Consider the following 13,537-nt stretch of genomic DNA (forward strand, 5'->3'; position numbering starts at 1 on the left):
GTGCTGATGATGTCGCGCGCCCCCGCGCTTCAAACATGCGCGGGTCATCAACGTGGTCAACGAGCAGTTGATGTCCGCCCTGCCGGAGGGGCTTGAGGCGTTCCAAGTCGCTTCTGTCGCCCTCCCGAACGACCCGGACGACTACGCGACCCCGGACCTCCTCGTCGGTGATGCCGCTCTCGGGGAGTCGGACGACTGGCTCGCGGAGCCGGGCAGCGTCGCCTTCGTCCTCGAAGTCGTCTCCAAGAGCAACAGCACGAAGGACACCCGGGAGATGGTCCGCTGGTACGCCGAGGCAGGCATCCCGTCGTACCTGGTGATCGATCCCCGTGACGGCACCTGGACGCTGTACACCGAGCCCCGCCAGGGCGAATACCAAGGGTCGCTGCACAAGCGTTACGGGGACGACGTCGTGTTGAGCGACCTCGGGGTCAAGCTGTCGACTGACTCTCTTCCCAGGTACGCCGAAGACTCCTGACGGCCCGCGACTTGGCGACCGCCGAGCGGAACGGGCCGCCGGTCAGGGCTTGCGGCCGATGCCCGCGTAGAAGAAGGCGTCCTCGTCGGTGATGCCGGAGGGGCCGTCGGGGCGCCAGCGGTGGGTCGTAGTGAGGCCCGGCTCGATCAGTTCCGTGCCCTCGAAGAAGCGGAGCACCTCCGACTTGGTGCGTATCTGGGCCGGGGTGCCGCTCTGCCGGTAGACGTCGACGGCCTTCTGGGCGGCGGGGTTGAAGTCGGGGGTGGCGTGGGAGAGGACCAGGAAGCTGCCCGGGGCGAGGCGTTCGACCATGCGGTGCACGATCTCCACGGGCTTGTGCTCGTCGGGGAGGAAGTGCGTGACGGCGAGCATCGACAGCGCCAACGGACGCTCCAGGTCGATGACTTCGCGAAGGCCCGGGGAGTCGAGGATGTCGTCGTGCCGCAGATCGGCGTGGACGTAGGCGGTGCGGCCCTCGGGGCTGCTGAGCGTGAGCGCGTCGGTGTACTCCAGCACCGTCGGGTCGTTGTCCGCGTAGACGACGTGTGACTCCGGAGCGACCTCCTGGGCCACCTGGTGCAGATTGGGCTCGGTCGGGATGCCCGTGCCCACGTCGACGAACTGCCGTATGCCGTACTCGCTCGCGAGCGTGCGGGTGGCGCGGTGCATGAAGTCCCGGTTGGCTCGGGCCCCGAGGACGATGAACGGGAAGACCTTCTTGACCTTCTCGGCAGCCTCCTGGTCGACCGGATACCAGTCCTTGCCGCCCAGGTAGTAGTCGTACATACGGGCCGAGTGGGCCTTGCTGGTGTCTATGGGGGCGGGCGGCTCTGCGCCGGGACCGGTCATCGTCGTGCTTCCTCTTCTGCCGCTGCGTGTGCGTATGCGGATACGTATGCGGATGCGCGGGCCGGTCGTACGGTCGCGCTCTCGCCGCGTCCGGCCGTCAACAGCCCTCCTGTGCAGGGAAGTTGAAGTTATCAGAGCGTTGGTTGCGTATTGAAGGTCCTGAGCTGCGCCGATCCCGTGCAGGTCTCCTGCCGTATTTGCTCACCCTGTGTTTCCGCGTACGCATAGCGTGATGTGTAACGGGACCAGTACGCGGCGTCATTGTCCGGAACGGCCCCGCGTACTGTCCGGGCTGCGACGCGTGACGCCGTACATGGAGCCGGAGTTGGATGAGAGGCACGCACCGGAGGTGGGGAATGGACGAAGCGGAGCGCTCGCCGGAGGGCGCGGAACAGGCCGAGTGGGACGGCGAAGAGCCGGAGTGGGACGAGGACGAGAGTGCGGCCGTGGTGCGGACGGTGGGCAAACTCATCAAACTCTGGCGCAAGCGCGCGGACTTGACTCAGTTGCAGCTCGGCTCCGCGATCGGTTACAGCGTCGAACAGGTCTCGTCGGTGGAGCGCGGACGGCGCGTTCCGCAGCCGGAGTTCCTTGTGAACTCGGACGAGGTGCTGGGCGCGGACGGAATCATCGCGGCGATGCAGCAGGACGTGGCCGAGGCGCGGTGTCCCAAGAAGGTTCGGGATCTGGCCAAGTTGGAGGCGCAGGCCGTTGAGTTGGGCGCGTACAGCAACCATGTCCTTCACGGACTGCTTCAGACCGAGGAGTACGCACGTGCGCTGTACCGCATGCGAAGGCCCGCCTTCTCCGAGGATCGAATCGACCGATACGTGGCAGGTCGAATGTCGCGGCAGCAGATCCTCGAACACGGGCGGGCTTCCGCCATCACCTTCGTACTGGAGGAGGTGACGCTGCACCGGCCCATCGGAGGCCGGGAAGTGCTCCGACGCCAGCTCGAACGTCTGCTGGAAATCGGCAAGTTGCGCCATGTCGAGATTCAGGTCATGCCGACCGACCGCGAGGAGCACGCGGGGATGGGCGGTGGAATCCGACTGCTCAAGCTCAAGGACGGGACGACGCTGGGGTACACGGAGGACCAGGTCGACAGCCGGGTGTTTTCCGACGCCCGAGAGGTGCATAGCATGGAGATGCGTTACGGAATCATCCGTTCGCAGGCCCTCACTCCGCGGGAGTCGCTGGCCCTCATCGACAAGGTTCTGGGAGAGACATGACGATCAGGCCCATAGCCGGGGACGATTCGACGCTGGAGTGGTTCAAGAGCAGCTACAGCAGCAATGAAGGCCCGGACTGTGTCGAGGTGGCCGTCTCCACCGGCGCTGTTCATGTGCGGGACTCGAAGGACATAACCGGCCCCAACCTCTCGTTCAACGCGGCAAGTTGGGCCGCATTCGCGGCGTTCGCCGCCGAGTAGACGGCCGGTGGCGCCAGATCCGCTGATCCGGCGCCACCTCCCTTGGGTTCACGGAACCCTCGTCAGAAGATCCCCTGGCCCGGCGTGAGGATGCCGTCCGGGTCGTAGCGGTGGCGGGCGGCCTCCAGCGCCGCCCACGCGTCCCCGAAGTGGTCCCGCCAGTCCGGGCGTTGGAACGGGACGGACCCCACCGGGTACTGCTTGCCGCCCGTGTCGCGCACCTTCTCGTAGGCCGTGCGGTTGGCCGCGAGCAGGCGGTCGACGGTGGCCTGGTCGTCCGGCGGGCCGGTGCGCAGGACCGCCAGCAGATACGGCACCGGGTCGTCCGGCATCCGCAGCAGGGGCGCGTGCAGCGCCTCGCGGGTCAGCGGATAGAGCAGCACGACTCCGCTCGTACCGACGTCCTCGGGCCGCAGCGCGTCGAGGATGCCGGAGGCCGACTCCTCGGCGGAGCGCGACGGGAGGAGCAGGTTGAGCCAGGGGTGCGGGTCGTCCCACAGGCCCTGTTCCTTCTGCTCGGCGACGGAGGGCGCGAGCCGGTCGAGGAACGTGTAGTAGTCCAGGGTCTCCGCCGTCGTGCCCTCGCTCTCGTGGCGCAGACCGGCAAGCAGCTTCCCGTCGTCGGGCTCGGGCCCCGCCGGGGGTCCGTAGGCCACCGCCTCCAGCACATGGGTGCGGAAGGCGCCGGAGTCGTCGGGAAGGACCAGGCCCTCCACATAGTCGAAGCGGCGCTCGGCCGTCAGCCGACGCTGGTCCTCCATGAAGACGCCCAACTCCCGGTAGGGGAGCTGGAAATGGCGCACGGTCTCCGGGGCGCGTACCAGGCGGATCGTGGCGCCCACGACGACGGCGCACTGGCCGAGGCCCGCCCTTACGGCGTCGAAGAGGTCCTGGTGCCGTGTCGCGGAGCAGCGGACCGACTCGCCCGCGCCGGTGACCACGTGGAGTTCGGTGACGGTGTCGACCTGGGCGCCGTGGCGGTGCGACTGGCCGCCGAGGCCGCCCACGGAGAGCGTGCCGCCGACGGAGAGTTCGAGATAGTCGGTGAAGACGGGAGGCGTCAGCCCTTGCCGCAGCGTGGACTTGGCGACCTCGCTCCAGCGGGCGCCCGCGCCGACGGTCACCTTGCCGTCCTCGACCGGTCCGACATGGTTCAGCGGAGCGGTCTCGATCACGAGGCCGCCGTCGGTCTGCGCCTGCCCGTTCGTCGTGTGCCCCTGGCCGCGCGGCGCCACCGGGATGCGGTGCTTGCGGCAGAAGCGGACCATCACCACGACGTCGTCGACGGAACCGGGCCGCAGCACGGCCGCCGGACGCCGGTGGACGATGTGCCCGAAGTCCACGGCGGCGGCCTGGCGTGAGGCGTCGTCGGTAAGCAACTCGCCGTCCAGCGGCGGCACTTCGTCGAAGGCGCCGCCGTCCGCCTGATGTGTCGCGGCGGGGCGCTCGGTGGCCCAGGCGCGGGCCGAAGGGTCGAAACCGACCACGGCCGCGGCTGTCGCCAGGCCGTAGAGGGCCGCGGTCCGTCTGGTCGGCTCCGATCGGCGAGTGCTCATGCGTCGTCCTCCTGATGCGGCGTCAGCGGGGGTCTCCCGGCGATGGATGGTACTTGCACGGTGCAGGAGGCCGGGGGCACTGCCCTGCTGGCTCGATCCTTCGTGCCCGGATGATGGGCGTCGTACCGTCGAGGTAGGAGGCGAGCAAGAGGCACAACAGCGGAGGTATTTCGCGGTGGAGTTCGTTTTACGCAATGCCGGTGGAGACGGAGACGATGACGACAAGTTGCCCGGCCAGCCGTGGCATCCGACGGAAGAGCCGAAGCCTGACGGGGGAAGCCCCGAAGGAGACGGGAAGCACCGCAAGTGACGAGCGCACTTGAGCAGGAAGGGCGGCCCACCCGTGCGGAGTTGGGCCGCTCGCTCCTCGACATGAACGCCCTCAGCTCCGACTGGCTGCCGTCTTTCGAAGCAGTGCCTCGCTCCGCGTTCCTGCCGGACGTGATGTGGCCCTACGACATGGAAACCGGCCGAACCGTCACCGTGGACAAGGCAGTTGACCCGGACTCGTGGGAGCGCTTCGTCAACTCCAACGTGCCCGTCGTGACGCAGTGGGACGACGGCAGACACACGGGCCGCGAGCCAGGACGGAGATCGACCAGCTCGGCGAGCATGCCGAGCGTCGTGTTCTCCATGCTCCGCGACCTCGACGTCCAGCCGGGACAGCGGGTGCTGGAGATCGGCACGGGCACGGGCTACAGCGCCGCACTGCTCGCACACCGGCTCGGTGCCGGGAACGTCGTCACGATGGACGTGGACCACGCCGTGGCGAAAGCCGCCCGCGCGGCCCTGGAGCAGGCGGGGCTCCCGGTTCAGGTCGTCGCGGGGGACGGCTACGCGGGCCATCCGGAGGGCGCGCCGTACGACCGGGTCATCGCGACGTGCGGGCTCCGGCACATCCCCGCCTCATGGGCGGCGCAGACCCGGCCCGGCGGTGTGATCGTGGCTCCGTGGGGGACGCACTACACGCACGGAGACGCCGTGGCCAAGCTGACCGTTGCGGGTGACGGCACCGCGTCGGGCCACTTCACGCGAGGAGTGGAGTTCATGAAGTTGCGCGCCCAGCGGCTTCCGTTCGCCGGGCACGACGCGTACGTGCCCAAGGATGTGACGGACAACGGAGACGAATCCAAGACCACCCTCACTGAATCGTCATTCGCGGTCGAGCCGTACCACCCTGCCCCGTTCGCACTCGGGCTCCGCGTACCCGACTGCTGGCACGGGGCCGCCGAGAAGCGCGACGGGATGCGCCCCGTCTGGTTCTACGGGCTGGCCGACTCGTCCTGGGCCGTTGTGATCTTCCGCGACGGGCGCTCGGAGTCGAAGGTTTACCAGGCCGGGCCGCGTCGCCTGTGGGACGAGGTCGAGGCGGCCTACCGGTGGTGGCGGGAGCAGGGGGAGCCGGGCTACGAGCGGTTCGGGCTGACGGTGACGCAGGGCGAACAGCATGTGTGGCTGGACACGCCTGATCACGAGGTGGCCTCCGGGTAGCCGCCCGGGATCGCCAGCGCCGCCGCCGCCCGAACCGCCGGGCCCGCGCCGTGCGTTACAGCCGTGGACTACAGCCGTTCCGGCGTGCGGATGCCGAGCAGCGCCATGCCCTGCCGCAGCGTGCGGGCCGTCAGATCGCACAGGAAGAGCCGGTTCTGCACCAGCTTCGGCGTCTCCGCCTTCAGCACCGGGCAGTTCTCGTAGAACGGGCTGTAGAGCGTGGCCAGTTCATAGAGATACGCGGCCAGCTTGTGCGGCTCGTAGTTCTGCGCCACGGCGGCGAGCGTGTCGCCGAACTCGTCCAGGTGGAGCGCCAACGCCCTCTCCGCGGGCTCCAGTTGGAGCATCGGATGAACCTGCGGCCGCTCGCCTCCCGCCTTGCGGAAGATCGACTGGATGCGGGCGTAGGCGTACTGGAGGTAGACGCTGGTGTCGCCCTGGAGGGAGACCATCCGGTCCAGGTCGAAGACGTAGTCGCGGGTCATGGAGTTCGACAGGTCCGCGTACTTCACCGCGCCGATGCCGACCTGGGCCGCGCGCTCCCGGATCTCCTCCTCCGTGAGGTCCTGCGCCTTCTCCCGTACGACCTGGGCCGCGCGCTGCTTCGCCTCCTCCAGCAGGTCGACCAGCCGCACCGACTCGCCCGCCCTGGTCTTGAACGGCTTGCCGTCCTTGCCCAGGACCGTGCCGAACGCGAGCTGCCGGGCGGCGCCTTCGGGAAGCCAGCCCGCCCGCCGCGCCGTCTCGAAGACCATGCGGAAGTGCAGCGCCTGCCGGGCGTCGACCACGTAGAGGATGGTGTCGGCGTGCAGCTCGCCGATGCGGTCGCGGATGGCGGCGAGATCCGTGGCGGCGTAGCCGAAGCCGCCGTTGGACTTCTGCACGATCAGCGGCGTCGGGGTCCCGTCGGGGCCCTTGACGTCGTCGAAGAAGACGCACAGAGCGCCCTCGGAACGCACCGCGACGCCCGAGGACTCCAGGTCCCTCACCACCGCCTGAAGGCCGTCGTTGTAGGCGCTCTCGCCGACGATGTCCGCGTCGCGGATCTCGACGTCGAGCGTCTCGTACACGCCCTGGAAGTACGTCTTCGACTCGTCGACGATCTTGTGCCAGAGGGCGAGGGACTCCTTGTCGCCGCCCTGGAGCGCCACGACCCGGTCACGGGCGCGCGCCTTGAACTCCTCGTCGGAGTCGAAGAGCGAATAGGCCGACTTGTAGAGGCGGTTGAGGCGCGCCATGGCGGCCTCGCCGGCGTCCTTGGCGTCCGCGGCGTCCGACTCGTGGTCCAGCTCGTGCGGATGCTCGACCAGATACTGGATGAGCATGCCGAACTGCGTGCCCCAGTCGCCGATGTGGTGGCGCCGGATCACCTTCTCACCGCGGTGTTCGAGGATGTTCATGATCGCGTCGCCGATGACCGTCGAGCGCAGATGGCCGACGTGCATCTCCTTCGCCACGTTCGGCTGCGAGTAGTCGATCACCGTGGTGCCGGGCTGCTCCGCGTACGGCACGCCCAGCCGCTCGTCGTCGGAGCGCGCGGCGAGATTGCGCAGCACCGCGGCGTCGGAGACGTCGATGTTGAGGAAGCCGGGACCCGAGACCTCCACGGAGCCGATCTCCTCGTTCGGCGGCAGGCTCTCGACGACCTGCCCGGCCAGCTCACGAGGGTTGGCCTTGAGACGCTTGGCGATCGCCAGAACGCCGTTGGCCTGGAAGTCGGCCCGGTCGCTGCGTCGAAGCATGGGGTCCAGAAGATCCGCCGGGGTGTCCTCCGGCAGTGCGGCCGAGAGGGCTTCCGCGAGGCGCTTGTGGAGCGTAGCGGCGAGCGAGGGGACCGAGGGCATGGTGCGGCCGTTCCGTAGGTTGGAGTCGGTTCGGCCGACCAGTATCCCACGGGAAAACGGGGTGCGGCGCAGTGGGAGAATGGACCGCGGACCGACGACTCACCGAGAGACCGAGAGAGCAGAGAGAAGGAAGTGCCCGACGTGGAGCGGACCACCCCCGAGACCGACTGGGTCTCCCGTATCGCGGACGACGTCATCGCCGAGGCGGAGCGTCGCGCGCCGGGTAAACCAGTGGTCTGCGCGTCCGGGCTCTCGCCCTCCGGGCCGATCCACCTCGGCAATCTGCGCGAGGTGATGACTCCGCACCTGGTCGCCGACGAGATCAAGCGGCGCGGTGTGCCGTGCGAGCACATCATCTCCTGGGACGACTTCGACCGGTTCCGCAAGGTCCCGGCCGGGGTCGAGGGCGTCGACTCCTCCTGGGACGAGCACATCGGCAGGCCCCTGACGTCCGTGCCCGCGCCTCCCGGCAGTCCGTACGGAAGCTGGGGCGAGCACTTCAGGGCGGCGATGGAGGAGTCGCTCGCGGAGCTGGGCGTCGAGTACCGGGGCATCAGCCAGACGCAGATGTACACCTCGGGCGCCTACCGCGAGCAGATCCTTTTCGCGATGCGCGAACGCGAGCACATCGACGCCGTGCTGGAGCGGTACCGGACGCTGGACAAGGCTGCCTCCGGCGGCGGCACCGGCGGCAAGCAGCAGAAGAAGAAGCAGAAGCAGGGCGAGCCCGACGCCGCGGAGATCGAGGCCGCCGAGGGCTCCGGAGCGGCATCCGAGGACGACGGCTCGGGCGCGGGCGGCGGCGCGTACTACCCGTACAAGCCCTACTGCACTGCCTGCGGACGCGACACCACCACGGTGACGGCGTACGACGACGAGACCACCGAGCTGACCTACCGCTGCGAGAGCTGCGGCCACACCGAGAGCGTGCTGCTGCGCGAGTTCAGCAACGGCAAGCTCGTGTGGAAGGTCGACTGGCCGATGCGCTGGGCGTACGAGGGCGTGATCTTCGAGCCGAGCGGCGTCGACCACCAGTCGCCCGGGTCGTCCTTCGTCGTCGGCGGACAGCTCGTGAAGGAGATCTTCGGAGCCGAGCAGCCCATCGGGCCCATGTACGCCTTCGTCGGCATCAGCGGCATGGCGAAGATGTCGTCGTCGAAGGGCGGAGTGCCCACTCCGGCCGACGCGTTGCAGATCATGGAGGCGCCGCTGCTGCGCTGGCTCTACGCCCGCCGCCGCCCGAACCAGTCCTTCAAGGTCGCCTTCGACCAGGAGATCCAGCGCACCTACGACGAGTGGGACGCGCTGGAGCGCAAGCTCGCCGCCGGCAGTGCCCAGCCGGCGGACGCCGCCGCGCACTTGCGTGCCTCCACGACGGCGGCCGGGCCGCTTCCGGCGACGCCGCGCCCGCTGCCGTACCGCACGCTCGCTTCGGTGGCCGACGTGACCGCGGGCAACGACGAGCAGACGCTGCGGATTCTCAGCGAACTCGACCCGGAGCGCCCGGTGCGTTCCCTGGACGAGGTGCGCCCGCGACTCGACCGCGCGCAGCGCTGGATCACCACCCAGGTACCGGCGGAACAGCGCACCCGCGTACGGGACGAGCCGGACACGGCGCTGCTGGAGTCGCTGGACGACGAGCAGCGAGAGTCGCTGCGGCTGCTGCTCGAAGGGCTCGACGACCACTGGTCGCTGGAGGGGCTGACCGGGCTCGTCTACGGGGTGCCGAAGATCCAGGCGGGCATCGATCCGGACGCGAAGCCCACGCCCGAACTGAAGGTGGCGCAGCGGTCGTTCTTCGCGCTGGTCTACAAGCTGCTTGTGGGCAGCGAGACCGGGCCGAGGCTGCCGACGCTGCTGCTGGCGGTCGGGGCGGACCGGGCGCGCAAGCTGCTGGGGGCGTGAGCGCTCGCGGCGTGCGGGCCGTGCGGGGCGTCTGCGCTTCGCGGTCCGTGCGGTTCGTCCGGTCCGGCCCGCGAGGCCGTCCCGGTGTCAGCCCGCGAGGCCCATCTCCGTGTTGTAGCGCTCCTTGAACTCCCGCATGTACGTGCGCAGATACGCCTCGCTGAGCAGCGAACCGTCCGCGTTGGTCACACCGTGCCGCTCGTGCAGGGCGCGGGAGAGCTGGCGCGCGTTCGGGAAGTCGGCGTTCGAGGCGGCGAACTCGCGGTAGGCGGAGAAGTAGAACTCCTCGCGGGGGACGCCGTCGGGTATGCCCACGGGTTCCGCCTCGTCCGAAGCGGACGGCACGGGCGGAGCGTCGTCGTCCGGCAGGGCGCGCGGGGCCGGTTCGGGCTCCATGAAGAGCTGCTGTTCATGGGCGCGTTGGGGCGGCAGATAGGCGGGGCCGCTGCCGCTCCCCGGCGCGTTGGAGTTGCCGAGAGCGCGGCGCCGTCCGGGGCCCACGGGGACGGTGACCTGCGGCCCGGAAGCCGTGGTCTCGGCCGCGTAGGTGTACTCGGGGGCTTGCCCGTCCTGCGCGGTGCCCTCCGCGTCGGGCACCCGGCCCTGTGCCTGTGACTGCGGCTGTGACCGGGCCTGCGTCTGGGACTGCGCGCGGTCGCGACGGCGCGGCTCGGCGGGCGGACGGTCCTCGGGCATGGCGGGGGCGGCGCCTTCGTAAGGCTGGGTCTGCTGGTCGTAGGACTGGTCGTATAGCTGCTGCTCGTAGTGCGCCTGGGGCTGGGCCTGCTGCTCGAAACGCCGGTGGCCGTTGTGCTGCTGCCGGTGATACGCGTCGTCCGTAGGCGCGCCTGAATCGCCCGCGCCGCCCGCGTTGCCGCTGCTCGCCGCGGTGCCCAACTGCCTGTACTGCGGCTGCTGTTCGTCCCGCCCGCCGCCCAGGTCGACCGTCCCGTTCTCCTCGCCCGCCGTGAGCGCCGCGCGCTGCCTGCCGCCGGAGGCGGAGGCCGGTGACAGCTCCGTGCCCTGGCCGTCCGCGGCTCCCGGGGCGGCGCCCGTGGCCGTGCCCGTGCGTGCACGAGTCAGCGTCGCCGGTGCCTCTATGCCCGCCGCCGCCAGCCCGGACGGCCCCGTCTCCGCGAGCGGTACGCCGTAGCGCGCGAGCTTCAGCGGCATCAGCGACTCCACGGGGGCCTTGCGCCGCCAGCCCCGTCCGTAGTGGGCCTGGAGCCGCGCCTCGTAGACGAGCCGCTCCTGTTCCATGCGGATGACCTCGTCGTAGGAACGCAGTTCCCACAGCTTCATGCGGCGCCACAGCTTGAACGTGGAGGGGAAGGCGAGCAGCCAGCGCGAGACCCGTACGCCCTCCATGTGCTTGTCGGCGGTGATGTCCGCGATCCGGCCGATCGCGTGCCGCGCGGCCTCCACCGAGACGACGAAGAGGACCGGGATCACCGCGTGCATGCCGACGCCGAGCGCGTCGGGCCAGGCGGCGGCGCCGTTGAAGGCGATGGTGGCCGCCGTCAGCAGCCAGGCCGTCTGCCGCAGCAGCGGGAACGGTATGCGGATCCACGTCAGCAGCAGGTCGAGCGCCAGCAGTACGACGATGCCCGCGTCGATGCCGATGGGGAAGAAGGGCGCGAAGGCGCCGAAGCCCTTGCGTGCGGCGAGATCGCGCACGGCGGCGAAGGACCCGGCGAATCCGATCGCGGCGATCGTCACGGCACCGATGACGACCACCGCGACCAATATGCGGTGTGTACGAGTCAGTTGTACGGCCTGCACTGGAGTTGTCCCCCACCCTTGGAAACCGACGCGGCGCACCAGACTGGCACATGCGTCAAGTTCTCGCCGCACGGGTGTGCGAGTCGCCGATGCGCTACGGGCGACCGGCGGGGCGGGCCCAACGGGCGCCCGTAGCACGACGGTTCGTCACATCACGTCACGTCGGCCGTCATGTCGCCAGTCACTTCGCCAGTCACTTCGCAGCCCAAGCCGGCCCCGTGACCTGGCACTTGGAAGACCCAGGCCGCGGCCGGATCACTTCAGCGCGGCCGAGGCCTCCGAGGCGGCCCTCTCGGCGTTCTTCTTCAACTCGTCCGCGCTGGGCAGCTTTCCGCTCTCGAAACCGGCGCCGGCGTAGTCGACCGTCAGCACGACGTTGGCGCTCCGCGCGACCACGCGGTGCTCACGGAAGTCCTCGGACTTCTTGCCGTCCTTCTTCTCGACCTCGTAGGCGATGGACGTCGCGCTGTCGCCGATCCCGCCGGCCGGGGAGGACTTGACGCCCTTGTTGGCCTTGTCCTCCTTGAGCGCGGCGGCCTGCTGCGAAAGGAAGGCGCTCGCCAGCTCGTTGCCCGAACCGCGTGAGGGGTCGGACTCGAAGCGCTTGAGGGAGACGGTCAGTTGACGGTAGTCGAACTTGTCCAGGCCGCTCCACAGGCAGCTTCCCGAGTCCTGGGTGTTGCCGGAGCCGATCCGCTTGCCGGACGCGTTCTCCGTCTTCGGCGTGAGCTTCTTGACGGTGTCTCTGGAGAGGGTCTTGCAGGCGTCCGGCAGTTCCTTGAACCTCACCGGGGCAGCGCTCTCGGAGCTTCCGCCGTCGTCCGGGGCGGCCGAACCGCCGCCCTCGCCACCGGAGTCGGAGGAGCAGCCCGCCAACAGCAGTGCGGGGACTGCGACTGCCGCGCAGGCGAGCGTCCGTACCGGACGCCCTGAGCGTCGCTGAGAGGTTCGCTGAGCTTTACGGGGCATGATTCCTTCGCTTCCAGTCGGTCTGCGTCAGTCGTCCTCGAAGTCCGCAGCGAGTTCCTCGGCGACGCTACGGGCGTTCTCCTGCAACTCGGCGCTGTCCGGGGTGCGCCGCTTGTCGGTGAGCCACTGGTCGTACTTGACGGTGGCGATCACGTTCGCGCTGCGGAAGACGAGCGTGATGTCACGGTGGACTCCCGAGTCGGAGGTGTCCAGTTGGTCGTCGATGTAAGCGTTGTCGCCGATGTCGTCGAGAATACGGGGGGAGAGGTCCTCGTCCGGAGACTGGGACGCCTCTGGGCCGGTTCCGGATTCGTCCGCGGCGGCGGAACCGCTGTCGGATTTCTCACTTCCGTCGTCGCCGCCGTCGCTTCCGCTGCCGCCCTTGACGGAGTCGCCGCTCTTGCCGCTCTTGTCGCCGCTCTTGCCGTCGCCGTCGGCGTCCCTGTCGTTCGAGCCGTCGTCGCCGCCGTCTCCGCCGTCGCCCGCGTCCCCACCGTCGTCCGGCGGGGTGCTGCTGTCGTCGTCGGTGGGGATCTCGGCCTGCCCCGCGCGTTCGTCGTAGAGCAACTGCGCCTGCTCGTCGTCGCTGACGGCCGGGTCGTAGGAGACGACTCGCTCCAGGTCGACGGAGAGATGGCGGGTGGCGAGGGTGGTGGCGCTCTTCCAGCGGCAGCCCACGCGGCGGTCGGTGTCGTAAGTCGCGATCGCCTGGCCCTTGTACGGGGAGGCGTCCGGGTCGGCCTCGTCGCCCTTGCCGGAGGGGTCGCTGCTGCCGCCCGCGCTCTCGGCGGCCTCGGCCCCCGGCAGCAGCTTCTTCAGGGTGCCGATGCCGACGGCGCCGCAGGGCTCCGGGAGCGTGCGGTACTTGCCGGGCTCGGCCGGCGGCCCGGCTGAGGAGGAATTGCCGGGTTTGGTGTCCGGCCCGCCCCCGTCGTCGGACGAGCCGGTGCAGGCGCTGAGACACCCGGAGAGCACGGCGACCAGCGCGACACCGGTGACGCCGGTTGCGTACGTCCTAGCCCTCCGCTGCACTGTGCTGCCTCCTGCTCGGCGCTGCTGCCGTCCGGTCGAAAACGTGTTGCCGCGGCGGCGGTGCCACGGAAGACAATGTCTACCGCACGCGCGCCGGAAGCGTCCGGCCGTGCGGTGCTTATGTTGCGCGAAGCCCGGATTTTCCGTTTCGTGGATTCAGTGCGGCTTTTTCTGTTCCGGTCATGGGGGAGTTGAGTGA

At 69.5% G+C, this 13,537-nt stretch carries 11 protein-coding genes; 5 read left to right on the plus strand and 6 right to left on the minus strand.

What is annotated here, in order from left to right:
* Positions 1-70: 70 nt before the first annotated feature.
* Positions 71-478 (plus strand): Uma2 family endonuclease, encoded by a 408-nt coding sequence (locus MMA15_RS16285; protein WP_241060568.1) that lies wholly within the window; start codon positions 71-73, stop codon positions 476-478.
* 42 nt (positions 479-520) lie between these two features.
* Here the strand turns inward: MMA15_RS16285 and MMA15_RS16290 are convergent, their stop codons facing one another.
* Positions 521-1,327 carry an SAM-dependent methyltransferase gene (locus MMA15_RS16290; RefSeq protein WP_241060570.1) on the minus strand — a complete coding sequence of 269 codons (807 nt, stop codon included), beginning with the start codon at positions 1,325-1,327 and terminating at the stop codon, positions 521-523.
* A gap of 356 nt (positions 1,328-1,683) precedes the next feature.
* Between MMA15_RS16290 and MMA15_RS16295 the strand changes: the two genes are divergently transcribed.
* Both MMA15_RS16295 and MMA15_RS16300 read left to right on the plus strand, forming a co-directional pair.
* Entirely contained in the window at positions 1,684-2,559 is an 876-nt protein-coding gene (locus MMA15_RS16295; RefSeq protein WP_241060572.1) for a helix-turn-helix domain-containing protein, read from the plus strand.
* On the plus strand, positions 2,556-2,759 hold the full coding sequence (locus tag MMA15_RS16300) for a DUF397 domain-containing protein (protein ID WP_241060574.1): 204 nt from the start codon (positions 2,556-2,558) through the stop codon (positions 2,757-2,759). The genes MMA15_RS16295 and MMA15_RS16300 overlap by 4 nt, the downstream gene beginning before the upstream one ends.
* 62 nt (positions 2,760-2,821) lie before the next feature.
* Here MMA15_RS16300 and MMA15_RS16305 read toward each other — a convergent pair whose 3' ends face one another.
* On the minus strand, positions 2,822-4,315 hold the full coding sequence (locus tag MMA15_RS16305; RefSeq protein ID WP_241060576.1) for an FAD-binding protein: 1,494 nt from the start codon (positions 4,313-4,315) through the stop codon (positions 2,822-2,824).
* A gap of 306 nt (positions 4,316-4,621) precedes the next feature.
* On the opposite strand from MMA15_RS16305, the gene MMA15_RS16310 reads away from it, so the two are divergent.
* Positions 4,622-5,806 carry a methyltransferase domain-containing protein gene (locus MMA15_RS16310; RefSeq protein WP_241060578.1) on the plus strand — a complete coding sequence of 395 codons (1,185 nt, stop codon included), beginning with the start codon at positions 4,622-4,624 and terminating at the stop codon, positions 5,804-5,806.
* A gap of 68 nt (positions 5,807-5,874) precedes the next feature.
* Here the strand turns inward: MMA15_RS16310 and argS are convergent, their stop codons facing one another.
* Positions 5,875-7,650, minus strand: coding sequence for an arginine--tRNA ligase (argS, locus tag MMA15_RS16315; protein WP_241060581.1), 1,776 nt, complete (start codon positions 7,648-7,650; stop codon positions 5,875-5,877).
* A 141-nt stretch (positions 7,651-7,791) separates the two neighbouring features.
* Between argS and lysS the strand changes: the two genes are divergently transcribed.
* Positions 7,792-9,555 (plus strand): lysine--tRNA ligase, encoded by a 1,764-nt coding sequence (gene lysS, locus MMA15_RS16320; RefSeq protein ID WP_241060583.1) that lies wholly within the window; start codon positions 7,792-7,794, stop codon positions 9,553-9,555.
* Positions 9,556-9,642: 87 nt separating this feature from the next.
* On the opposite strand, the gene MMA15_RS16325 is transcribed toward lysS, so the two are convergent.
* The 3 genes from MMA15_RS16325 to MMA15_RS16335 form a co-directional block, all read right to left on the minus strand.
* A complete protein-coding gene (locus MMA15_RS16325; RefSeq protein WP_443732551.1) occupies positions 9,643-11,292 on the minus strand; it encodes a DUF2637 domain-containing protein in 1,650 nt (549 codons plus the stop codon).
* Positions 11,293-11,592: 300 nt separating this feature from the next.
* Positions 11,593-12,306, minus strand: coding sequence for a DUF3558 family protein (locus tag MMA15_RS16330; protein WP_241060585.1), 714 nt, complete (start codon positions 12,304-12,306; stop codon positions 11,593-11,595).
* Between the two features lie 27 nt (positions 12,307-12,333).
* On the minus strand, positions 12,334-13,338 hold the full coding sequence (locus MMA15_RS16335) for a hypothetical protein (RefSeq protein WP_241060587.1): 1,005 nt from the start codon (positions 13,336-13,338) through the stop codon (positions 12,334-12,336).
* Positions 13,339-13,537: the final 199 nt, after the last annotated feature.

Origin of the sequence: Streptomyces marispadix (assembly GCF_022524345.1) — a bacterium.
GTDB lineage: Bacteria > Actinomycetota > Actinomycetes > Streptomycetales > Streptomycetaceae > Streptomyces > Streptomyces marispadix.

What these genes read in the sequence shown, in the direction of transcription:
- argS (WP_241060581.1), bottom strand. Translation starts at nt 7,650, where the DNA reads ATGCCCTCGGTCCCCTCGCTCGCCGCTACGCTCCACAAGCGCCTCGCG.
- MMA15_RS16300 (WP_241060574.1), top strand. Translation starts at nt 2,556, where the DNA reads ATGACGATCAGGCCCATAGCCGGGGACGATTCGACGCTGGAGTGGTTC.
- MMA15_RS16290 (WP_241060570.1), bottom strand. Translation starts at nt 1,327, where the DNA reads ATGACCGGTCCCGGCGCAGAGCCGCCCGCCCCCATAGACACCAGCAAG.
- MMA15_RS16330 (WP_241060585.1), bottom strand. Translation starts at nt 12,306, where the DNA reads ATGCCCCGTAAAGCTCAGCGAACCTCTCAGCGACGCTCAGGGCGTCCG.
- MMA15_RS16285 (WP_241060568.1), top strand. Translation starts at nt 71, where the DNA reads ATGTCCGCCCTGCCGGAGGGGCTTGAGGCGTTCCAAGTCGCTTCTGTC.
- MMA15_RS16295 (WP_241060572.1), top strand. Translation starts at nt 1,684, where the DNA reads ATGGACGAAGCGGAGCGCTCGCCGGAGGGCGCGGAACAGGCCGAGTGG.
- MMA15_RS16305 (WP_241060576.1), bottom strand. Translation starts at nt 4,315, where the DNA reads ATGAGCACTCGCCGATCGGAGCCGACCAGACGGACCGCGGCCCTCTAC.